The organism is Nocardiopsis sp. NPDC050513 (assembly GCF_044457925.1).
Classification (GTDB): Bacteria; Actinomycetota; Actinomycetes; order Streptosporangiales; family Streptosporangiaceae; genus Nocardiopsis.
In genome coordinates this window covers 293,251-315,719 of record NZ_JBITHK010000008.1, presented here as the reverse complement: position 1 = coordinate 315,719, position 22,469 = coordinate 293,251, and the positions used below count along the sequence as shown (strand labels likewise).

Below are 22,469 nucleotides of genomic sequence, written 5' to 3'. Positions count from 1 at the left end.
CGGCCCCGCCGGCCGCGCCCGCCCCCCCCCCCCCCCCGGCCCCGGCCCCCCCCCCCCCCCCGCGCCGGCCCCCCCCCCCCGCGCGGCCGCCCCCCCCCCCCCCCCCCCCCCCCCCCCCCCCCCCCCCCGCCGAGCCGGACGGCCAGCGCGCGCGGCAGGGCGTGCCCGACGCGGACGGCGCCGGGCCGCCGCTGGGTGATGAGGCAGGAGGAGGGCCAGGCCGGTTCCTGCGTGCTGCGGGTCGGGGTGTAGCGGAACCGGTACCCGGCCATCACCGGCAGGTAGTGGCGGTCCATCACCGGCTCCAGGGTGCGGAAGGCGGCGTCCCTGGCAGCGGTCTGGAGCGGGTGCTTGAGCATCCACCCCCGGGTCTGGATGTCGGTGTCGCGCACGACCTGGCGCGCCACGTCCTGGCGTTCGTGCTGGTAGGTGTACAGCAGGGACGGCTCCGCGCGCCCGTCGAGCACGGCGGCCAGCTTCCAGGCGAGGTTCTGCGCGTCCTGCATCCCGGTGTTGAGGCCCTGTCCGCCCGCCGGGCTGTGCACGTGGGCGGCGTCCCCCGCGAGGAAGACGCGGCCCCGCTGGAAGTCGTCGGCGTGCCTGCGGTGGACGCGGAAGACCGACTCCCACACGGGGTCGACCAGGCGCACGCCGCCGGGGCCCTGTTCGTCGGCGATCCGCTGGAGCAGCTCCACGCTCACCTTCTCACCCGGCGGCAGGCTGCTGAAGAACCGGAACACCCCGTCCGGGAGGGCGACGATCACGAGCGCCCCCTGCGGTGACTGGTAGTAGAGCGCCTCGTCGGTGGGCAGGTCGCCCTCGATGCGGCAGTCGACCAGGGCGAACGCCGACTCGTAGGTGCTCCCGCTGAACCCGGTGCCGATCTGGGCCCGGACCGCGCTGCCCGCCCCGTCGGCGCCGATGACGAAGGGCGTGCGGTAGCGCTCCACCGTGCCGTCCCGGTGCTCCAGGATGGCGGTGACCCCGTCGGTGTTGGTGATGTCGCCCGAGAAGTCGAGCCCGTCGAAGGCCAGGAGGCGCACGCCGCGCTCGATGTGCCCGCCCAGCTCGTGCAGCCGGTCGGTGAGCACGCGCTCGGTCTCGCTCTGCGGCAGGCACAGCGGGGTGAGGTGGTCGGGGAAGGTGAACGTGGCCAGCGGTTCCCGCGAGGAGAAGTAGCGGAACTTGGCGATGTCGATCCCGGCGTCCCTGGCGGCGCCGAGGGATCCCATGTCGTCCAGCATGTCGAGCGTGCGCGGCCACAGCAGCAGGGCCTTGGGGAAGGGGGAGGCCTGCTCCGCCCGGTCGATGAGCCGGACGCTGACCCCCCGCCGGATGAGCTCACAGGCGGCGGTCAGTCCCACGGGCCCGGCGCCGACGACCAGGACGTCCGCGGGTTCTACCGGGGTTCGGGGCGTGCGGTCGGAAGTGGTGTCCTCACTGGTCAACGGCATCTCAACGAGCTCCGATCGATCCGGTGTCGGTGGTGGCGTCCGGACGGGCCGCGGGTCGCCCGCCCAGGACATCTATAAGATTGACGATGATAATAAGATACCTTATGCTCCTCCGTGGCTAGATGGTTATAAGAATTCGATGCAGAGGTGAGGAACGGTGACTCCGATCACGGCGCGACCGGGTGCACAGCGCGGTCCGGCACCCCGGATCCGGGCGTGCGACGCCACCGCGGCCGCCCGTCCGTCGACCGTCGCCTCAAGCCCGGAGGCCCACGTCCGCGCCGTCCCGGCCGTGGAAACCCGGCGCCGCGGTACAGGCTGAGCGTCCGGGTCGCCGGTCCCCGCTCCCGGTGGCGCGATGCCCTCGCGACCCTGCCCCGTCCACTGCTCCCCGCTCCCCGTGAGGCCCGTGCCCCAGGCCTCCCGCCCCACCAGGTCCATGAGCAAGAGGAATGTGAGACACACCATGCAGATGCCCGCGCACAACCTCCTCACCGTCGACGAGGCGGCGGAGCGGCTCGACGACCCCCGTCTGGACTACGCGCGCACGCTGGACCGCTCGGTCGTCCACCGGGAGGCCCTGGCCGAGGTCTTCGTCACCGACACCCGGTCCCTGGGCGGGGACGCCCACGCGGCGGCGGCGCAGCTGCCCCGGTCGCACGCCTACTACGGCGACCACCTGCTGCGCCCGCGCCTGCACGACCCGGTCCTGCTCCTGGAGGCCTGCCGCCAGGCCGGGCTCGCCATCGCCCACACCCACTACGGGGTCCCCTTCGACCACAAGTTCGTGCTCACCACCCTGAGCGTGGCGATCGACCGCCCGGACCGGATGGTCGTCGGCCCGGCGCCCAGCGCGCTGAAGATGCTGGCCTCGATCGAGGACAAGCGGATCAAGGAGGGGCGCGTGGTCGGCTACGACGCCCGCTTCCGCCTCTTCGTCGACGACGCCGAGGTCGGCACGGCCGTCGTCGGACTGCGCTTCAAGTCCCCGGAGAGCTACCAGCGCCTGCGCTCCAGCAACCGCTCCGGCGCGCCGCTGCCCTCCACCGCGCGCTTCGAGTTCCCCGTCCCCGGCGAGGTCCCCGCTCCCTACCTCGTCGGCCGCGCCAGCACCGAGAACGTCGTCCTGGCCGGAATGCGCACGGAAGCCGACGTCACCTCCGCCTCCATGCGCGTGCTCCCCGAGCACCCCAGCCTGTTCGACCACGCCCAGGACCACATCCCGGGCATGGTCCTGGCCGAGGCGGCCCGGCAGCTCGCGCTCAACGCCCTCCTGGAGGCCCAGGGCACCTCGCCCGCCAAGGCCTACGCCACCGAGATCACCGCCGCGTTCACCGCCTTCGGTGAGCTGGAGCCGCGTACCGACCTGTTGGCCCGCGCCCTGCCCGCCGGGGAGACCGTCCAGGGCGGCGACGTCTACTACACCCAGGGCGGCACGGTCGAGTACCCCTCCGGCTCCGCCGCCACGACCTCCGTCGAGGTGGACGTGCGCCAGGAGGACGTGTCCATCTGCCGCCTGGACGTCGGTCTCGTCCGCATCCCGTCCTGACCCCTGCCCGCCGGAACGCACCCACCCCACAGTCAGGAGCAACACCCATGACGGCACCAGGCGACGTGCACGGCACGGGAGCCCGCACACCCGCCATCGCCTTCTTCGACGTGGACGAGACGCTCATCGGCCCCAAGAGCATGTTCTCGTTCCTGGAGTTCCGGTTCACCAGTGACGGGCACGCACCCTCGTCCTACGAACGGGCGGTCGCCGACCTGCGCGCGATGGCGGCGCGGGGAGCGCCCCGCCAGGACGTCAACCGCGCCTACTACCGGCTCATGGCCGGGGAGACCACCGACCGCCTGCGCGGTCTGGGGCGGGCGTGGTTCGAGACCGTCTCCGCCCGCACCGGATTCTGGCACCCGCCGGTCGTGGAGCGGCTGCGCCGCCACCGCGACCGGGGCGACCTCGTCGTCCTGCTGTCCGGTTCCTTCTTCGCCTGCCTGGAGCCGATCGCCGAGGCCGTCGGCGCGAACTGGGCGCTGGGCACCCGCCCCGTCGAACGCGACGGGCGGATCACGGGCGAGGTCCTGGTCCCGATGATCGGCGCGACCAAGGGCACGGCGGCGCGGGCGGCCGCCGCCGTGCGCGGCGTCCCGCTCGCCGACTGCACCGCCTACGGCGACCACTCCAGCGACCTGTCCCTCCTGTCGGCGGTCGGCCACCCGGTGGTCGTCGGCGACGACGCGGCGCTCGGCGAACACGCCGACCGCCACGGCTGGGAGCGGATCAGGGACGCCTCGGCTCCCGCGGCGGCCGCAACGGTCGTCGCGGGCTGAAGGGGCCGCCCGCCCCGGCCCGCGGGCGGCCCCATCCATCACCACCCACATCCCCCGCATCCCCCAGAGGAGATCCACCATGTGTTCACCCGCCATGGTCATGGCAGCCATCCGCGGCGAGGGCCAGCACGTCTGCTCGCACCACCCCGCGCCCGCCACGGGCGAGCCCACCACCGCCTCCACGGAGACCGGAACCCCCGCGACCGGCGAGTCCTCCGCACAGCGGGGGCGCGTCGTCCGGAGCGCCACGCGTCCCGGGAGCCCCCGCGGCTCCTCCCGCCCCGGACCGGAGGCTCCCGGCGAGCCCGTCCGGTCCGGCGGAGCCACCTCCCGCCGGGGAGCGCTGCGCGCCGCGCTGGCCGGGGGCCTGGGCGTGGCCGGCGCGGGCCTGGTCGCGGGGGAGGCGTCGGCGACCGCGGCGCCCACGGGCCGGTACAACCCGATCCACCGCCTCCCCGAGATGATCTCCAGGGGGAGCATCCGGATGAAGGACCTGACCCACGAGCTGCACGAGGACTTCCCCGTCTTCGCGGCCTTCGTCCGCGCGCCGGAGCACGTCCAGGTGATGTTCGAGGACGAGGTCGGCTTCAACACCGCGGAGTGGACCTTCAACGAGCACTCGGGTACGCACATCGACGTGCCCGCCCACTGGCAGGACGGGATGCCCACCGTCGACGAGATCCGTCTGGAGGACCTGGTCGCGCCGCTCGCGGTGATCCGCATCGCCGACCGTGCCGCGGAGGACAACGTCACCGGCGTCACCGTCCGGGACATCCGCCGCTGGGAACGCCGCCACGGCCGGCTGCCGGAGCGCGCGTTCGTCGCGATGGACAGCGGCTGGGCCGCCCGCGTCGGCAGCTCCGAGGACTTCCTCAACATCGACCCGGTCACCGGGGCCGCGCGGTTCCCCGGCTTCACCCCGGAGGCCGCCGACTTCCTGGTCGGCGAGCGCGGCGTCGTCGGGCTGGGCGTGGACACCCCCAGCCTCGACATCGGCGCGGACCCCGACCCGCAGACCCACAGCATCCTCCTGACCTCGGGCCACTACGGCCTGGAGAACCTGGCCGCACTCGACCAGGTGCCCGACGCGGGCGCCACGCTCATGGTCGGCGTGCCCCGGTTGAAGGGCGGCTTCGGCGCTCCGGTGCGCGCCATGGCGCTGGTCTGACCGGGCGCCGCCACCCACGCGGCGCTCCAAAGTTCAGTACATAAGGAGACAGCACGATGACGATCGCCATCCTTGGAACGGGCTCCTACCTTCCGGCCGAAGTGGTCGGCAACGACGAGATCGGACGCACGACCGGTGTGACCGACGAGTGGATCCGCCGCAAGACGGGGATCCGCGAGCGCAGGCGCGCCGCTCCCGGCGAGGCCACCTCCGACCTCGCGGCCCAGGCGGGCCGACGGGCACTGGCCCAGGCGGGCATCCCGGCGGAGCGGCTCAGCTACATCATCGTCGCCACGTCCACGCCGGACCACCCGCAGCCGGCGACGGCCAGCATCACCCAGCACCTGCTCGGCGCCCACCGGGCGGCCGCCTTCGACGTGAACTCCGTGTGCAGCGGGTTCGTCTACGCCCTGTCCGTGGCCGAGCACCTGCTGCGTCCCCAGGGCGACGCCTACGCCCTGGTCGTCGGGGGCGACATCTACTCCCGCATCCTGGACTACAGCGACCGCAAGACCGCCACCCTGTTCGGCGACGGCGCCGGCGCCGTCGTGCTGGGTCCCGCACGCGACCGCGACGGGGTCCTGGGCACCCAGCTGCTCACCGACGGGGACCACCACGAGCTGATCCGCGTTCCGGCGGGCGGGTCGCGCCTGCCCGCCTCCGCGGCCACGCTCGACGGCGGCGACCACTTCTTCCAGATGGAGGGCCGGGGCGTGCGCGAGTACGTCACCCGGCGCCTCCCCGAGGTCATCCACCAGATGCTGGACGGCATGGGCGTGGACAGCGACGAGATCCGCCACTTCGTCCCGCACCAGGCCAACGGCGCGATGCTCACCGACATCTGGCCGTCCCTGGGCCTGGACCGGGCCCACCTGCACCTGACCGTGGAGAGCCAGGGCAACACCGGATCGGGGTCGATCCCGGTCGCCCTGGACACCGTCCACCGGTCGGGCCTGCTCCAGCGCGACGACCTCGTCCTGCTCGCCGGGTTCGGCGGCGGGATGAGCGTCGGCCTCGCACTCGTGCGGTGGAGCCCGGTCCCCGTGCTGCGTCCGTTGGTCGAGGAGGTCGCCGCGGCCTCCGTCCCGACACCGGTGACCGTCTGATGGCGGTCACCGCGGACGCGCGACAGCGCGTGGCCGAGCTGCGGGCCCTGCACGAGCGGGTCCGGGACGGCGACGAGGCCGCCACCCGGCGCCAGCACGACAAGGGCAAGCTCACCGTCCGCGAGCGCGTCGGGCTGCTCTTCGACAAGGACACCTTCGTCGAGGTCGAGCCGCTGCGCCGCCACCGGGCCACCGGATTCGGACTGGAGGGCAAACGCCCCCACACCGACGGCGTCGTCACGGGGTGGGGGCGGGTGCACGGCCGCCAGGTGTTCGTGTTCGCGCACGACTTCCGGCTGTTCGGCGGCGCGCTCGGCGAGGCGCACGCCCAGAAGATCCACAAGATCCAGGACATGGCGCTCAAGGCCGGGTGCCCGATCGTCGGCCTCAACGACGGCGCGGGCGCCCGCATCCAGGAGGGTGTGGTCGCGCTCGCCGGGTACGGCGGCATCTTCCAGCGCAACGTCCGCTCCTCGGGCGTGGTCCCGCAGATCAGCGTCATGCTGGGTCCTTGCGCGGGCGGGGCGGTGTACTCGCCCGCGCTCACGGACTTCGTGTTCATGGTGCGCGGGACCTCGCAGATGTTCATCACCGGGCCGGACGTCGTGCGGGCCGTGACCGGGGAGGGGATCACCGCGGACGGGCTGGGCGGCGCCGACGTGCACGCCGCGGCCTCGGGCGCGGCGGGGCTGGTCTACGACGACGAGGAGGCGTGCCTGGCGGATGTCAGGTTCCTGCTCTCGCTGCTGCCCGCCAACAACCGGGAGGTGGCGCCGGCCTACTACAGCGAGGACCCGGTCGACCGGCTCTCCGAGCGGCTGGTGGACATCGTTCCGGCCGACAACCGACAGGCCTACGACGTGCGGGACGTGGTCCGCGAGGTCGTCGACGACGGCGACTTCTTCGAGACGCACGAACGGTGGGCGGCCAACATCGTCGTCGGGCTCGCCCACATCGGCGGCCGGCTCGTCGGCGTGGTCGCCAACCAGCCCTCGGTCCTGGCCGGGGCGATGGACATCGCCGCCTCCGAGAAGGGGGCCCGGTTCGTCCAGATGTGCGACGCGTTCAACATCCCGCTCGTCACCTTCGTGGACGTGCCGGGGTTCCTGCCCGGCGCCGACCAGGAGCACGGGGGGATCATCCGGCACGGGGCCAAACTGCTGTACGCCTACTGCGACGCGACCGTGCCCCGCGTCCAGGTGATCCTGCGCAAGGCGTACGGCGGCGCCTACATCGTGATGGACTCCCTGTCCATCGGCGCCGACCTGTCCTACGCGTGGCCGACCAACGAGATCGCCGTCATGGGCGCCCAGGGCGCGGCGGACGTCGTCTTCCGCCGGGAGATCGCGGCCTCCGACACCCCCGAGGTGACCCGCGCAGAGCGCATCCGCCAGTACGAGGAGGAGCTGATGCACCCCTTCTACGCGGCCGAACGCGGACTCGTCGACGACGTGATCGACCCGGCGCGGACCCGCCACGTGCTGGCCCGCGCCCTGGAGGCGCTCAGCGCCAAGCACGCCCAGGGGCCCAGCCGCAAGCACGGCAATCCCCCCGTGTAGCCGGGCGTCCGCCGTGTCCCCGCCCCTCCCGGGGCGCGGCGGGCACCCTCCTCCGTCCTCCCGCACCGACGCCCCGGGCCGATTCCCGGCCCGGACCGGCACACACGCTCCGAAGGGTGGTCCAGCGTGAGTGAGACGACGACCGAAGAGAACCTGGTGGCCGAGAACAGCCTGATCCTGAGCGTGATCCGGGGCCGCCCGACCCCGGAGGAGGTGCAGGCCCTGTCCGCGGCGCTGCGCACGACCATCCGGGCACGTCAGCGCCAGCGGGCGCGGCTCGCCGGACCGGTGCCGGTGCCGCGTCCGGGGGAGCCCGCCGGATCCTGGCAGACCGCCCCGGAGAGCCCCTGGGCCTGACCGGGACCACGACCGGCGAACCGGCCCGGACCCCGCGTGCGCGCGGTCCGGGTCTACTCCTCGTTCAGGTCCACCAGTTCGGTCCGGGCCTCGGCGGAGGCCTCGGCGCACCGGGCCAGGTAGCGCACGAACTCCTCCTCCTCCGCCTTGGTGAAGGCGTGGCTCAGCCGTGCCTCGACCCGGACCGCGGCCTCGTCGGCGCGCTTGAGCAGCGCGTGGCCCGTCTCGGACAGCCGGGTCTCCAGGATGTGCGAGTGCAGCGGGTGCGGCTTGCGCTCGATGAGCTCCCGCCTGCTCAGCGTCGCGAGGACTGAGGACATCGTCTGCGGGGTCACCAGGCAACGTCGGGCCAGGATCGCACCCGACAGCCCGGGTTCCTCCGACAGCACGAGGAGGACCGTGTACTGCGGAACGGACAGGTTGAACTGACGCAGCACCGCGTGCTTGGCCGCGATCAGCTCCTGCTCGGCGCGTTTGAGGTGATGACCGATCCGCTGGTCCATGGGAAGCTGGGTCATCTGCGAATCGTATATCAGGGCGATTGTCCCTCCGTGCTCGTCGGTCCCTTCCAGGACCGGCACCAGGGCGGTACCCGGGGCGGGCGGGTGTACACCCGGCCCGGGAGTGGAGGGCTCAGTACCGCGCGCCCGCGGTGGCGGCGGCGAGGGGGGCGAGCGCGTCCAGGTCGTCCTGGGTGAGGGCCAGTTCGGCGGCCTTCGCGTTCTCGTCCAGGCGGCCGCGCCGCTTGGTGCCCGGGATGGGCACGACGGGGAGCCCCCACGTGGAGGCCTGGGCGTGGACCCAGGCGAGCGCGACCTGTCCGAGGGTGGCGCCGTGGGCGTCGGCCACGCGCCGGACGGTGTCGAGCAGGTCCTTGTTGCGCGCCGTGTTCTCCTCGGAGAAGCGGGGGTTGCGGCGGCGGAAGTCGTCCTCGGACAGCCCGTCGCGCGTGGTGTAGGCGCCGGTGAGGAAGCCCCGTCCGAGCGGGGAGTAGGGGACGAACCCGATCCCGAGCTCGCGGCAGGCGGCCAGGATCCCCTCGTCCTCCACGTGCCTGGTCCACAGGGAGTACTCGGTCTGCACGGCCGCGACGGGGTGGACGGCCTGGGCGGCGCGGATCTCCTCGGCGCTCACCTCGGACAGCCCCAGGTGGCGCACCTTGCCCGCGGCCACCAGCTCCGCCATCGCCCCGACGGTCTCCTCGATCGGGACGGAGGGGTCGCGCCGGTGCATGTAGTACAGGTCGATCGTGTCGATGCCGAGGCGGGCGAGACTGGCGTCGCAGGCGGAACGGACGTAGGCCGGGTCGCCGCGGTGGGCGCGCTCCCCGGTCTCCTGGTCGCGGACGATGGCGAACTTGGTGGCGAGGACGACCTCGTCCCGCCGCTCCCGCACGACCTTGCCCACGAGCTCCTCGTTGGCGCCGTGGCCGTACATGTCGGCCGTGTCGAGGAAGTTGACGCCGATGTCGAGGGCGTGGTGCAGGGTCGCGGCGGACTCCGCGTCGTCACCGGGTCCGTAGAACTCACTCATGCCCATGCAGCCGAGTCCCTGGACGGACACGGTGGGGCCGCTGGAGGTAAGCGGGGCGGTCCGCATGACGCACTCCTGTGGTCGGGGGTCTGACGACACGACTCAGGAGGCCGCGGTGAGGCCCGTGGGGCCACGGCGGGCGGGGTGGACGGACCAGGGTCCACCCTCCTGAATCTACGTGATCAACCTACCATAAGAGTACTGATTAAACGCAGGTGTCGATGGGGTTACATATCTCTGGCCCTCCCTGACCACGACCGGCGGCGCACTGCCGTCCGGGCCCGTGTTCAGCAGTCGCTGGGCGAGGACGACCTCGAACACCTCCGGGGTCTCGTCGGTGATCTCGGACAGCGCCAGGCATCCGGACACCACGTGGTGGCGGATCCACTCGCTGGTGTAGAGGTCGGCCTCGACCCCCGGCATCAGCCGGATCCGCAGGTGCAGGCGCTCGTCCTCCGTGTGCGGGTCCACCACCACGACCTGGGCCTCGGCGACCGAGTCCAGCTGGTGCGCGAGCGCGACCAGGTCGATGGGGGAGACCAGGCGGGTGAGCGGCCCCAGGGGCGCGTCGATGCGGCTGTGCGTCCGGATCGCGGGACCCGGCAGTCCGCACCCGCAGTGCGCCCACTCCGCCGAGATGCCCGTGTCGTACCGGAGCAGGGGGATGACCGCCTTCTCGTGCGTGACGGTGACGAGCATCCGTCCGTCGGCGATCTCGGTGTACTGGTGCGGCAGCAGGTGGAGGGTGTCGTCGGAGCACGAGGGGCCGCTGTGCCCGATGATCCAGGTCTCGGCCGAACCGAAGAGCGCCCAGGTGCGCAGGTGGGGGAACTGCGCGCGGATCAGTGCGCGGGTGTCGGCGTCCATCGCCGGACCGCTCCAGACCACCTTGCGCAGGAAGGTGAGGTCCCGGCCGGCGGCGGCGCAGAACCGCAGCAGCCGTCGGACCGTGTCCAGCGTCGTGGCCAGGGCCGTCACGCCCTGCTGCTCGAACAGGTCGAGGTAGGGCCCCATCAGCTTGTCGTTCGGCGCGTCCATGGACAGCGTCGGGACCCCGGCCCGCGTGGCCAGGGCGGTGTGCAGGTCGTGCGAGGCGCGCATGTGGAAGGGCGTGCTCAGGCTGGCGAGCAGGTCGCCGGGCTCGAACGGGTTGACGTGGGGGGCGATCTCGTCCAGGTAGAGGTCGGCGGGAAGCGCCCCCATCCGCATGGTGGAGGTGGTCCCGCCCATGATGTGCAGGGAGGCGCGGTTCAGGGCCGTCGGGGTGTCGCGCATCAGGGCGTCGGTCGCCTCGCCCAGCTCGTCCCGGGTGAGCGTGGGCAGATCCGTCAGGCTCGGCGGGCGCCCGTGGCTCGCGTAGCGGCTGTACTTGTCACGGACCACCGGGATTTTGGAGAGCCTGGCCAAGGCATTGGACAGAGACCGGGTCTCATAACGCGATTCCTCTGCCCCGGAAGTAATTGTCATTCGCGTACTCGCATTCCTGGCTATTCCCAGGTGATCGCCTTCGACCACCCGGAGTGGTTGCGGTGCCGTTAATGAACTAAGACCGCCGGGAATACTCCCGGAAGCTTCCTGCGGTGGCCGACAGGGGTGGGGTCGGTGTCACACGCACAGTAAAGCAGGTTCGTGCGACAAGCGGCCAGAAGGAAGTCTCTTTCTTCGTGACCATACGAATGCGTATAGTTATCCCATCTTGTCGGAGGCGGTTCCAGGAACGGTTCAAGATCATTGTTGGACCTGTGACGTTAGTCACATGAACTTTCAATACCCATCAGGTAACACGGCAGAAATGGAATGACCCTCGGCCGTCACTTCGAACGGAAGTCGCGCTGGTGTGCGGCGACGCGTGGCGCCGCGGGCGCCGGGTGAGGTGGCGCATATACCCTGGAGACCAACAACCCCGGTGCCGGTCCCGCCCACGGCGCGACCGGAGTGCCGGGGCTGCCTCCCGAGGACAAGAGAGAACACCCATGAGTGACATCGAGCGCGAGGTCCACGCGGTAGCCGAACGCGCCGGGAACGCGGCGGTCGACCTCGCCCCGCTCAGCCGGGCCGTCAAGGACGCCGCACTCCTCGCCGTCGCCGACGCCCTCGTCAAGCGCGGCGACGAGATCACCGCCGCCAACGCCGAGGACGTGGAGCGCGCCCGCGCCGAGGGGACCTCCCCGGCCATGATCGACCGCCTCACGCTGACGCCGCAGCGGATCGAGGCCATCGCCGACGCCGTGCGCCACATCGTCGAGCTGCCCGACCCGGTCGGCGAGTCGGTGCGCGGCGGGGTCCTGCCCAACGGGCTGGACCTGCGCCAGATCCGGGTGCCGCTCGGAGTCATCGGAATCATCTACGAGGGACGGCCCAACGTCACGGTCGACGCCGCCGCACTCTGCCTGAAGAGCGGCAACGCCGCCCTGCTGCGCGGTTCCTCCTCCGCCTACGCCTCCAACACCGCCATCGTCGCGGTGCTGCGCGACGCGCTGGAGGGGACCGGCGTCCCGGTCGACGCGGTCCAGTTGGTGCCCGGCCGCACCCGCGAGTCCTCCACCGCGCTCATGCGGGCGCGCGGACTGGTCGACGTGCTGATCCCGCGCGGCGGCCGCTCGCTCATCCAGGCGGTCGTGCGTGATTCCACGGTCCCGGTGATCGAGACCGGGGAGGGGCTGTGCCACGTGTACGTGGACGAGGCCGCGGACCTCGACAAGGCGGTCGCCATCGCCACCAACGCCAAGGCGCAGCGCTGCTCGGTGTGCAACTCGGCCGAGACCCTGCTGGTGCACGAGGCGGTCGCCGACGCGTACCTGCCGCGCGTGCTGGACTCCCTCGCCGAGGCCGGCGTCACGGTGCACGGCGACGCCCGGGTGCTGGCGGCCGCCGGGGAGAGCGGGACGTCCGCGACCGTGGTCGAGGCCACGGAGGAGGACTGGGCCACGGAGTACCTGTCGATGGACCTGGCGGTGCGGGTGGTCCCGACGATCGACGACGCCCTCGCGCACATCCGCCGGTATTCCACCCGGCACACCGAGGCCATCGTCACCGACTCCCTGTCCGCCTCCCGGTACTTCGTGTCCCGCGTCGACGCGGCCGCGGTGATGGTGAACGCCTCCACCCGTTTCACCGACGGAGGCGAGTTCGGTTTCGGCGCGGAGATCGGCATCTCCACCCAGAAGCTGCATGCCAGGGGGCCGATGGGGCTCACGGAGATGACGTCGACCAAGTACGTGGTGACCGGGGACGGACATCTGAAGTAGGAATCGTCGCACGTTCGCGTAGGGGGCCGCCGGGTACGCCGGGCGGCCCCCAGCGCGTCTCTGAGGAGCACAAACTTCGCAAATGCACCACGCAGCACATGCGTCACGCGAGGGCACTGTGAACTCTTGGTGTTCGTGCGGTTTTCTCAGCAGCAACCTAGACAAACGCGATTATTCGCCTCAGAAGTATTCCCAAAGCGACTACGTCTCGATACGTTCGCTGGGTGTGTCCCGGTGCTCCGCCCGCACCAGTACCCGGAGCGCCGCCCCCACGGTCACAGACGAAAGGAACACCCCCGAATGAAGCTTCCGAGCAAGGCCGCCGCGCTCGCCACCGCGTGCCTCGCCGTCGGTGGGGCCGCGCTGGTCGCGACCCCCGCGCAGGCCGACCTGATCACCCTCTGCTCGGGCCACGGCGGCGCGATCACCCTGCCGACCGACCTGGCGGTGCCCGAGGGTGAGAGCTGCTACCTGGACGGCACGGTCATCCAGGGCGACGTCACGGTCCGGGAGGGCGCCAACCTGCACATCATCGGCGGCGAGATCGACGGCGAGGTGACCGTCCAGGGCGACGGGTACTTCGACGCCTCCGGCACCTCCCTCGGCGACAGCGTCGTCAACAACGGCTCCTTCGGCACCCACCTGGAGGAGACCTCCGGCGGCGCCGGCGTGAGCGCCGTCCCGACCGAGGGCGGCAACACCGACGGCTTCGTCTTCGTCGTGGACTCCTCGGTCGCGGGCCTCAGCACCGAGATCGGCGAGCTCTACGTCAGCGGCTCGCGGGTCGGCGGCGCGGTCACCGCCGCGGGCGCCGCCTACGTCGACATCTTCGACACGGCCGTGCGCGGCGACCTGTCCGTCACCGACTCGGCCGGCGGCGGCATCCTGTGCGACAGCGAGGTGCTGGGCGCGGCCACCTACTCCGGCGGAGGCGGCCCGGTCGCCGTGGGCGCGGGCGAGCAGGAGGGCTTCTGCGAGTCGCTCAACTACGTCGACGGCGACCTCACCGTCACCGGCGTGACGGGCGGCGTGTACGTGGACAACAACATCGTCGGGGGCGACCTGAGCACCTCCGGCAACCAGCCCACCGCCCAGGTCGGCGACAACAACCGCGTCCGCGGTGACATCCTGACCGAGCAGGTCGCGCTGCGCTCCCTCTCCGCCGCCGTGGCCGAGGAGTTCGAGGCCCACGAGGAGGAGCTGGTCGAGGAGGTCGAGGAGGCCCGCGCCGAGACGATCGACGAGGCCATGGCCGCCGGTCCCGCCTTCTAGGAGGGCGCGCCCGACCGGGTGCGGCACGGACCTCCGAGCGGCGTCGACGTCCGTCGGCGCCGCTCGCGCGTGCGCGGGGTGGTTTCGGGGTGCTTCGTACCGAAGCGTGGCTATATATCGTCCTACTGACGACGGTCAAAGTCGGGTGATACAGTCCACGCATGGCTGACTCCGTGCGGCGTGTCGTGGTCACCGGTGGTTCGGGCGGCATCGGACGGGCGGTCGTGTGCGCGCTCGCCGCCGAGGGCTTCGAGGTGGTCGCCCTCGGCCGGGACTCCGGGCGGCTCGCCGCCCTGGAGCGGGAGAGCCGCGCGCACGGGCTCGACGTCTCCTCCCGCGTGTGCGACGTCACCGACGAGAACGCGGTCTCCGCGACCGCCGAGGCGCTCGGACCCGTCTCGGTCCTGGTCAACAACGCGGGAACCGCGACCACCGCGCCCCTGCGCAGCACCGGGCTCGACCTGTGGGAGAGCCACCTGCGCACCAACGCCACCTCGGCCTTCCTCATGACCCGCGCGGTGCTGCCCGGCATGCTCGACCGCGACCACGGCCGACTGGTGTTCGTCGCCTCCACCGCGGCCCTGGCCGGGGCCCGCTACACCGCCGCCTACACCGCGTCCAAGCACGCCATGATCGGGCTGGCCAGGGCCGTGGCCGCCGAGGTGGCCGGGACCGGGGTCACCAGCAACGCGGTGTGCCCCACGTTCGTGCGCGGACCCATGACCGAGCGGTCGGTGGCCCGGATCGTCGAACGCACCGGCCGCGACCGCGCGCAGGCCGAGGCGGCCCTCGCCTCGGCGGCACCGCTCGGGCGCCTCCTGGAACCCGAGGAGGTGGCCGCCGCCGTGTCCTACTTCGTCAGCCCGATGGCGCGCGCGGTCAACGGCCAGGCCCTGACCATCGACGGAGGAGGAATCCACAGGTGAGTCCGTTCCGCGCGTCCGCCCCCCTGACCGAGGACTGGAACCACTTCGACGTCCACCGCGCCGACGGCGTGGCCACCGTGACCCTCGACCGCCCCGACCGGCTCAACGCCCTCACCTTCGAGGCCTACGCCGACCTGCGCGACCTGGTGGTCGAACTGCCCCACCGGGGCGACACCCGAGTCCTGGTCCTGCGCGGCCGGGGCCGCGGGTTCTGCTCGGGAGGCGACGTCCACGAGATCATCGGGCGCACCCTGGCCATGGACCCCGACGACCTGCTCGCCTTCACCCGGATGACGGGCGAGGTGGTCCGGGCGCTGCGCGAGTGCCCGGTCCCGGTCATCGCCGCCGTGCACGGCATCGCCGCCGGAGCCGGATCGGTCCTGGCGCTGGCCGCCGACTTCCGGGTGGTGGCGCGCTCGGCCCGCTTCGCCTTCCTGTTCACCAAGGTCGGCCTGGCCGGGGCGGACATGGGCGCCGCCTACCTGCTCCCGCGCGTGGTGGGCCTCGGCCGCGCCACCACGCTCCTCATGCTCGGCGACACCGTCGGCGCGGAGGAGGCCGACCGCTACGGCCTGGTCAGCGAGCTCGTCGACGACGACGGACTGGACGCGGCGGTGTCGGCGCTGGCCACGCGGCTGGCCGAGGGCCCCGCGTTCGCCTACGCCCAGACCAAGGCGCTGCTCTCGCGCGAGCTGGACATGAACCTGTCCGGAGCGGTCGAGCTGGAGGCGATGACCCAGGCACTGCTGATGAAGAGCGCCGACTACGCCGAGTTCCACGCGGCGTTCACCGGCCGGCGCGACCCCGAGTGGAAGGGCCGCTGATGGACGCCGCGCACCCGCCCCCGACACCCCACACCCTGGTCGACCCTCCCGCGCTGGGGCCGGGCTCCGGCTTCTCCCACGCCGTGGTCCCGGTCGCGGGCCGGACCGTGTACCTGGCCGGGCAGATCGCCTCCGGCCCGGACGGCACGGTGGCCGCCGACGGGCTGGCCGCCCAGTTCGACGTCGCCCTGGCCAACGTCCTGACCGCCCTCGACGCGGCGGGCGGCTCCCCCGAACACCTGGTCAACCTGGCCGTCTACACCACCGACGTGCCGGGCTACCGTGCCGCGGCCGGGGACATCGGCCGCGCCTACCGGGCCCGGATGGGCCGCCACTACCCGGCGATGGCCCTGTTCGGCGTGACCGGGCTGTACGACCCCGACGCCCTGGTCGAGCTGGTCGGGGTGGCGGTGGTCCCGGAGCGGGACGCTAACCCCTGACGGTGGAGCGGACGTACTCCAGGCCGGGGCCGCGCAGCAGGGCGTGCAGGTCGAAGAAGACCCGTGCCGCCCTGCTGCCCGCCCACCGGTCCGGGAGCAGCTCGGGGGGCAGCCCGGGGTCGAGGTAGGGCATGCGCCGCCAGGCGTCCACGGCGCGCAGGTGGTCGGCGAACGCCTCCGGTCCCGGTGCGGGCGTTCCGGCTCGGCCGCCCCGCCGCCACGCCCGCAGGACCGGCTCGTGCTCGCCCAGGAACCGCCGGTACATGTCCTGGAGCGCGGGCAGGTCCCACCAGCGCGCCACGGCCTGGGCCGGATCGCCGAACCCGAGGTGCTCGGCGTGGAAGAGCTCCACGTACGCCTCCACGCCCAGATCCCGGAGCACGCGGCGGGCCTGGCCGGTCAGGTGCGCCGGGGCGATCCACACCCCGGCCGTGGCGGTGCCGAAACCGAGCCGGGTGAGCGCCGTGCGCAGGGCATGGCGGCGGTCGCGTTCGGATTCGGGGACGGAGAAGGCCACGAGCACCCACCCGTCGTCGGTCCGGGCGACCCGGTGGCCGAAGATGCGCTGGTCACCCTCGCCGAGGACGCGGTGCCCCTCGTCGGACAGGCGGTACCCGGCGACGCCGCCGATGCGCTCGGAGGCGAGCAGACCGCGCCGCTTGAGCCGGGAGACCGCCGAGCGCACGGAGGGCGCGTCGACCCCGAGGCCGTCCATGAGCGCGATGAGGTCGGCGACACCGACCCAGCCGCCGACGTCGCGGGCGTAGGTGCCGAAGAACGACACGATGAGTGAGCGCGGTCGCCGGTTGACCCGCACGTCGTCGGTCCCGTCCCCCGTCGTCGCCGCGTGTGTCCGCTCGCTGTTCTCCGTCACGCTGACACGATAGCGCCTCCTCCCGTCTTCCTCCCATCACCCGGTCTCCGAGGGGAACGTGTGCGCAGCGGCGTACGAGTTCATAGCGAACTCTTGACGACCGTCATGATCCCTGTACATTCGGATCGTGGGCCGCATCACCACGAGAGCCGAGGTCGCCCATGGGGTTCGCACTGAACGACGACGACCGGGAGTTCGCCCGCTGGGTGGGCGGGTGCGCCGCCGCGCTCGCCGCGGAGCCGTCCGCCGGCCCGCCCGCCGCGCCGGGCCGGGTCGACCGCCCCCTGCTCCGCCGCCTCGCCGGCCTCGGACTGCTCCCCGCGCTCTTCCCGGGCACCCACGGCGACGGCCCCCTCCGGGAGGCGCCCGCCATCCGCCTGTGCCTGCTCCGCGAACACCTGGCCCGCGCGGACACCCACGCCGAGACCGCCCTCGCCCTCCAGGGGTTGGGCGCCTACCCCGTCCTCCAGTCCGGCACCGAGCTCCAGCGCCGCCGTTGGCTCCCCGCCGTCGCCGCGGGGGAGGCCGTGGCCGCCTTCGCCCTCACCGAACCCGGCGCGGGCTCCGACGCCGCCGCCCTCGCCCTGCGCGCCGAACCGGTCGGCGACGGCTGGCGCCTGCGCGGGGAGAAGACGTGGATCTCCAACGCCCCCGACGCCGACGTCTACACCGTCTTCGCCCGCACCACCCCCGGCGCCCGCTCCCGGGGCGTCACCGCCTTCCTCGTCCCCGCCGACCGCCCCGGACTCTCCGGATCCGCGCTGGAGATGCTCGCCGACCACGCCCTGGGCCACCTGGTCTTCGACGGCGTCCCCGTCGGACCGGACGACGTGATCGGCCGTCCCGACGAGGGGTTCGCCGTCGCCATGCGCACCCTGGACCTGTTCCGCCCCAGCGTCGGCGCGTTCGCGGTCGGGATGGCCGACGCCGCCCTGGCCGCCGCCCGGGAGCACACCCGCGACCGCCACGCCTTCGGCGCGCCGCTCGACCGCCTCCAGACCGTCGCCCACACCCTGGCCGAGATGGCCACCCGGACGGAGGCGGCCCGCCTCCTCGTCTACGCGGCGGCCGAGGAGTACGACAGCGGCGGCGACGCGGTCACCCTCAAGGCCGCCATGGCCAAACTGCTGGCCACCGAGACCGCCCAGTACGTGGTGGACGCCGCGGTGCAGCTGCACGGTGCGCGCGCACTGCGACGCGGCCACCCCATGGAACGCCTGTACCGGGAGGTCCGCGCGCCCCGCGTCTACGAGGGCGCCTCGGAGGTGCAGCGCCAGATCATCGCCCGCCACCTGCCCCCGGTGCCGGGCGCCCCGTCCCCCCCATAGGTCCCGACCGCGGAGGCCCGCCATGCCGCCGACCCTCTCACCCACCGGCCACACCGACACCTTCACCCGCGACCACCTGCCGCCGCCCGAACAGTGGCCCGAGCTCGTCCTCGACCCGCCCGGTCCCCGCTACCCCGACCGGCTCAACTGCGCCGAGGAACTGCTGGACGGGACCATCGCGGCGCACGGCGCCGACCGGCTGTGCCTCGCCGGCGAACGCGAGACCCTCACCTACGGCGCCCTGCGCGACCGGGCCAACCAGGTGGCGCGCGTCCTGGTCGAGGAGACCGGCCTGGTCCCGGGCCAGCGCGTCCTGCTGCGCGGTCCCAACACGCCGTGGCTGGCCGCCTGCTGGCTGGGCGTCCTGCGGGCCGGGGGAGTGGTCGTCACCGTCCTGCCGGTCCAGCGGGCGGACGAACTCGCCGCGATCATGCGCGCCGCCCGCGTCACGCACGCCCTGTGCGACGCCCGCTGCCTCGACGACCTGGCCACCGCCGCCGCCGGAATGGACACCACCCCGCGCGTGGTCGCCTACGGGGGGCCGGGGCCCGAGGACCTCACCGCCCGCGCCGCCGCCGCGCCGACCGCCTTCGCGCCCGTGCGCGTGGCCGCCGACGACGCCTGCATGATCGCCTACACCTCCGGCACCACCGGCACGCCGAAGGGCTGTGTCCACTTCCACCGCGACGTGCTCGCCATCGCCGACACCTACTCCGCGCACGTGCTCCGGCCCACCCCCGACGACGTGTTCTGCGGAAGCCCGCCGTTGGGCTTCACCTTCGGCCTCGGCGGACTCCTGGTCTTCCCCCTGCGGGCCGGCGCCTCCTCGGTCCTGCTGGAACGGCCGCGCCCCGAGACCCTGCTCGACGCGGTCGCCGAGCGGGGCGTCACCGTCCTGTTCACCGCGCCCACCGCCTACCGCGCCATGCTGGGCCGCCTGGACGGGCACGACCTGTCACGGCTGCGGCGCTGCGTCTCGGCGGGCGAGCACCTGCCCGCCGCCACCTGGCACGCCTGGCACGAGGCGACCGGCCTGCGCATGCTCGACGGGATCGGAGCCACCGAGATGCTGCACATATTCATCTCCTCCACCGACGAGCACACGCGCCCCGGCTCCACCGGCCGGCCCGTGCCCGGGTTCGCCGCGGCCGTCCTGGACGACGACGGCCGCCCCGTTCCCGACGGCCAGCCCGGACACCTGGCCGTGCGCGGCCCGGTGGGCTGCCGGTACCTCGACGACGACCGCCAGCGCGACTACGTCCGCGACGGCTGGAACCTCACCGGCGACACCTACGTGCGCGACGCGGACGGCTACCTGTGGTACCGGGCGCGCAGCGACGACATGATCGTCACCGCCGGGTACAACGTCGCCCCGGCCGAGGTCGAGGAGGCCCTGCTCACCTCCCCGGACGTGGAGGAGACCGCGGTCGTGGGCGTGCCCGACCCCGACCGGGGCCAGATCGTGCGCGCCTACGTCGTGCTGCGCGACGGCCTCGCCCCCGACGACGACCGCGCCGAGCGGCTCCGCGAGCACGTGCGCTCGCGCATCTCCCCGTACAAGACCCCGCGCTCCATCGAGTTCCGCGCGCGGCTGCCGCGCACCGCGACCGGCAAGCTCCAGCGGTTCCGACTGCGCGACGAGCGCTGACCGGCACCGGCACCTCACCGACAGGAAGGCGGACCGCATGCGCATCGCGTGTGTCGGGGCGGGCCCCGGCGGACTGTACTTCGCCGCACTGGCCAAACAGCTCGACCCCGACCACGACATCACCGTGTTCGAACGCGATCCGGCCGAGGCCACCTACGGGTTCGGGGTGGTGTTCTCCGACGAGACCCTCGGCGGGATCGAACACGCCGACCCGGCCGTGTACGCCGCGCTGACCGCGGAGTCCGCCCGCTGGGACGACATCGACGTCCACCACCGCGGCGCCGTCGTCACCTCCGGAGGCCACGGATTCTCCGCGATCGGCCGCCGCGCCCTCCTGCGCATCCTGCGCGCACGCTGCGCCGACCTCGGCGTACGCGTGCTCACCGGCGCGCCCGCACCGCCCGCCGCCGACCTGGCCGCCGCCCACGACCTGGTGGTGGCGGCCGACGGGGTCCGCAGCAGGACCCGCGCCGCGTACGCCGACGCCTTCGGCACCGCACTCGACCACGGACGCAACCGGTTCATGTGGCTGGGCACGGACCGGGTGTTCGACGCGTTCCGGTTCCACGTGCTGGAGACGCCGCACGGTGTGATGCAGCTGCACTGCTACCCCTACTCCACCGAGGCCAGCACCTTCCTGGTCGAGGCCCACGAGGACGTGTGGCGGGCGGCCGGGTTCGCCGACCTGGCCGGGGCCTGCGATCCCCGCCCCGGCCACAGCGACACCGGCAGCATCGCCCGCTGCGCGGAGCTCTTCGCCGACGTCCTCGACGGCCACCGCCTGCTCCCCAACAACTCCCGCTGGCAGCGGTTCACCACCGTGCGCAACCGCTCCTGGCGCCACGGCAACGTCGTACTGCTCGGCGACGCGGCGCACACCGCCCACTTCTCCATCGGCTCGGGCACCAAGCTCGCGATGGAGGACGCCCTGGCCCTGGCCGCGTGCCTGCGCGAGAACCCGGCCCTGCCCGCCGCCCTGGCCGCCTACGAGGCCGAACGCCGCCCGGTCGTCGCCAGCGCCCAGCGCGCCGCCCAGGCCAGCATGGAGTGGTTCGAGGGGATCGGCCGCCACGTCGGCCAGGAGCCGGTGCAGTTCGCCTTCGACCTGCTCACCCGCAGCCGCAGGGTCACCTACGACAACCTGCGCCTGCGCGACCCCGAGTTCGTCGCCGAGGCCGACCGCTGGTTCGCCGGCCGCGTCGGCGCCGACCGGCCCCGGCCCCCCATGTTCCACCCCGTCCGCCTGGGCGGCCTGGAACTGGCCAACCGCGTGGTGGTCTCGGCCATGGACGTGTACTCCGCCGTGGACGGCACCCCCCAGGACTTCCACCTGGTCCACCTCGGCGGCAGGGCGCTGGGCGGCGCGGGACTCGTCATGACCGAGATGGTGTGCGTGTCCGCCGAGGGCCGCATCACGCCGGGCTGCACCGGCCTGTACCGGACCGAGCACGAGACCGCCTGGCGGCGCGTCACCGACTTCGTGCACGCCCACACGGGGGCCCGGATCGGCGTCCAGCTCGGCCACTCCGGACGCAAGGGCTCCACCCGCCGCATGTGGGAGGGCATGGACGAGCCGTTGCCCGACGGCAATTGGCCGGTCGTGGCGCCCTCGCCCGTGCCCTACCGCGAGGGCGTCAACCAGGTGCCGCGCGAGCTCGACACCGCCGCCATGGCCGCGATCCGCGACGAGTTCGTCGCCGCCGCGCGCGCCGCCGACCGCGCCGGGTTCGACCTGTTGGAACTGCACTGCGCCCACGGGTACCTGCTGTCCAGCTTCCTGTCCCCGGTCACCAACCGCCGCACCGACGCCTACGGCGGCACGCTCGCCGACCGTCTGCGCTACCCGCTGGAGGTGCTCACCGCCGTGCGCGCCGCGTGGCCCGGCGGCAAACCGCTCACCGTGCGGATCTCCGCCACCGACTGGGTCGAGGGCGGCACCACCGCCGCCGACGCCGTCGAGGTCGCGCGGGCCCTCGCCGACGCCGGAGCCGACGCCGTCGACGTCTCCACCGGCCAGGTCACCCCCGACGAACGGCCCGCCCACGGCCGCAGCTACCAGGTGCCGTTCGCCGAACGGATCCGCAGGGAGACCGGGATCCCCGTCATCGCGGTCGGTGCGATCTCCTCCCACGACGACGTCAACTCCACGATCCTGGCCGGGCGCGCCGACCTGTGCGCGCTCGGCCGCCCCCACCTGTACGACCCGCACTGGACCCTGCACGCGGCGGCCGAGCAGGGGTACGAGGGGCCCGGCGCCGTCTGGCCCGTCCCCTTCCGCGCGGGCAGCCGGAAACCGCCCGACGGCCGTACCGACGGACCCCGGCCCAGACTCGACCTGCTACGTTCCCCGGGAGCCGACGCCACCCGCCACCGCCGCTGGCGGCCCGGCCCGTGACGCCCGAGG

At 73.2% G+C, this 22,469-nt stretch carries 19 protein-coding genes; 14 read left to right on the top strand and 5 right to left on the bottom strand.

Annotated features, from left to right (window positions below; all coding sequences use genetic code 11):
- A partial coding sequence (locus ACIBFB_RS17235; protein WP_397231111.1) for an FAD-dependent monooxygenase occupies window positions 1-1,454 on the bottom strand: 1,454 nt, incomplete at its 3' end.
- A gap of 454 nt (window positions 1,455-1,908) precedes the next feature.
- On the opposite strand from ACIBFB_RS17235, the gene ACIBFB_RS17230 reads away from it, so the two are divergent.
- From ACIBFB_RS17230 to ACIBFB_RS17205, 6 genes are all read left to right on the top strand, one after another.
- Window positions 1,909-3,003, top strand: a complete 1,095-nt coding sequence (locus ACIBFB_RS17230) for a ScbA/BarX family gamma-butyrolactone biosynthesis protein (protein ID WP_397231109.1) — start codon at window positions 1,909-1,911, stop codon at window positions 3,001-3,003.
- Between the two features lie 47 nt (window positions 3,004-3,050).
- Entirely contained in the window at window positions 3,051-3,782 is a 732-nt protein-coding gene (locus ACIBFB_RS17225) for an HAD family hydrolase (protein ID WP_397231107.1), read from the top strand.
- 79 nt (window positions 3,783-3,861) lie between these two features.
- On the top strand, window positions 3,862-4,950 hold the full coding sequence (locus ACIBFB_RS17220; RefSeq protein WP_397231105.1) for a cyclase family protein: 1,089 nt from the start codon (window positions 3,862-3,864) through the stop codon (window positions 4,948-4,950).
- 56 nt (window positions 4,951-5,006) lie between these two features.
- Window positions 5,007-6,056 carry a 3-oxoacyl-ACP synthase III family protein gene (locus tag ACIBFB_RS17215; RefSeq protein WP_397231103.1) on the top strand — a complete coding sequence of 350 codons (1,050 nt, stop codon included), beginning with the start codon at window positions 5,007-5,009 and terminating at the stop codon, window positions 6,054-6,056.
- Window positions 6,056-7,615, top strand: a complete 1,560-nt coding sequence (locus ACIBFB_RS17210) for an acyl-CoA carboxylase subunit beta (RefSeq protein ID WP_397231101.1) — start codon at window positions 6,056-6,058, stop codon at window positions 7,613-7,615. The genes ACIBFB_RS17215 and ACIBFB_RS17210 overlap by 1 nt, the downstream gene beginning before the upstream one ends.
- Before the next feature lie 126 nt (window positions 7,616-7,741).
- A complete protein-coding gene (locus ACIBFB_RS17205) occupies window positions 7,742-7,972 on the top strand; it encodes a hypothetical protein (protein ID WP_397231098.1) in 231 nt (76 codons plus the stop codon).
- A 53-nt stretch (window positions 7,973-8,025) separates the two neighbouring features.
- Here the strand turns inward: ACIBFB_RS17205 and ACIBFB_RS17200 are convergent, their stop codons facing one another.
- From ACIBFB_RS17200 to ACIBFB_RS17190, 3 genes are all read right to left on the bottom strand, one after another.
- Window positions 8,026-8,490 (bottom strand): MarR family winged helix-turn-helix transcriptional regulator, encoded by a 465-nt coding sequence (locus ACIBFB_RS17200; RefSeq protein ID WP_397231096.1) that lies wholly within the window; start codon window positions 8,488-8,490, stop codon window positions 8,026-8,028.
- 115 nt (window positions 8,491-8,605) lie between these two features.
- The gene (locus ACIBFB_RS17195) at window positions 8,606-9,571 is read right to left on the bottom strand and encodes an aldo/keto reductase (RefSeq protein ID WP_397231094.1); all 966 of its coding nucleotides are present in this window, start codon (window positions 9,569-9,571) and stop codon (window positions 8,606-8,608) included.
- Between the two features lie 108 nt (window positions 9,572-9,679).
- A complete protein-coding gene (locus ACIBFB_RS17190) occupies window positions 9,680-10,888 on the bottom strand; it encodes an AMP-dependent synthetase (RefSeq protein ID WP_397231092.1) in 1,209 nt (402 codons plus the stop codon).
- Window positions 10,889-11,478: 590 nt separating this feature from the next.
- Between ACIBFB_RS17190 and ACIBFB_RS17185 the strand changes: the two genes are divergently transcribed.
- The 5 genes from ACIBFB_RS17185 (at window position 11,479) to ACIBFB_RS17165 (ending at window position 16,215) form a co-directional block, all read left to right on the top strand.
- Window positions 11,479-12,753, top strand: a complete 1,275-nt coding sequence (locus ACIBFB_RS17185; protein WP_397231090.1) for a glutamate-5-semialdehyde dehydrogenase — start codon at window positions 11,479-11,481, stop codon at window positions 12,751-12,753.
- A gap of 300 nt (window positions 12,754-13,053) precedes the next feature.
- Window positions 13,054-14,025, top strand: coding sequence for a hypothetical protein (locus ACIBFB_RS17180; protein ID WP_397231088.1), 972 nt, complete (start codon window positions 13,054-13,056; stop codon window positions 14,023-14,025).
- A gap of 161 nt (window positions 14,026-14,186) precedes the next feature.
- Entirely contained in the window at window positions 14,187-14,951 is a 765-nt protein-coding gene (locus ACIBFB_RS17175) for an SDR family NAD(P)-dependent oxidoreductase (protein ID WP_397231086.1), read from the top strand.
- Window positions 14,948-15,775, top strand: a complete 828-nt coding sequence (locus tag ACIBFB_RS17170; RefSeq protein ID WP_397231084.1) for an enoyl-CoA hydratase family protein — start codon at window positions 14,948-14,950, stop codon at window positions 15,773-15,775. Before ACIBFB_RS17175 ends, ACIBFB_RS17170 begins: the two co-directional genes overlap by 4 nt.
- Window positions 15,775-16,215 carry a RidA family protein gene (locus ACIBFB_RS17165; RefSeq protein ID WP_397231082.1) on the top strand — a complete coding sequence of 147 codons (441 nt, stop codon included), beginning with the start codon at window positions 15,775-15,777 and terminating at the stop codon, window positions 16,213-16,215. The genes ACIBFB_RS17170 and ACIBFB_RS17165 overlap by 1 nt, the downstream gene beginning before the upstream one ends.
- On the opposite strand, the gene ACIBFB_RS17160 is transcribed toward ACIBFB_RS17165, so the two are convergent.
- On the bottom strand, window positions 16,205-17,089 hold the full coding sequence (locus ACIBFB_RS17160; protein WP_397231080.1) for a PaaX family transcriptional regulator C-terminal domain-containing protein: 885 nt from the start codon (window positions 17,087-17,089) through the stop codon (window positions 16,205-16,207). The two genes, ACIBFB_RS17165 and ACIBFB_RS17160, sit on opposite strands and share 11 nt — an antisense overlap.
- A gap of 161 nt (window positions 17,090-17,250) precedes the next feature.
- Between ACIBFB_RS17160 and ACIBFB_RS17155 the strand changes: the two genes are divergently transcribed.
- The 3 genes from ACIBFB_RS17155 to ACIBFB_RS17145 are packed head-to-tail and all read left to right on the top strand — an operon-like array spanning window position 17,251 to window position 22,460.
- Window positions 17,251-18,417: an acyl-CoA dehydrogenase family protein gene (locus tag ACIBFB_RS17155; protein ID WP_397231078.1), complete on the top strand. Its 1,167-nt coding sequence runs from the start codon at window positions 17,251-17,253 to the stop codon at window positions 18,415-18,417.
- A 22-nt stretch (window positions 18,418-18,439) separates the two neighbouring features.
- On the top strand, window positions 18,440-20,065 hold the full coding sequence (locus tag ACIBFB_RS17150; RefSeq protein ID WP_397231076.1) for an AMP-binding protein: 1,626 nt from the start codon (window positions 18,440-18,442) through the stop codon (window positions 20,063-20,065).
- A gap of 37 nt (window positions 20,066-20,102) precedes the next feature.
- Window positions 20,103-22,460, top strand: coding sequence for a bifunctional salicylyl-CoA 5-hydroxylase/oxidoreductase (locus tag ACIBFB_RS17145; protein ID WP_397231074.1), 2,358 nt, complete (start codon window positions 20,103-20,105; stop codon window positions 22,458-22,460).
- The last annotated feature ends 9 nt before the right edge of the window (window positions 22,461-22,469 follow it).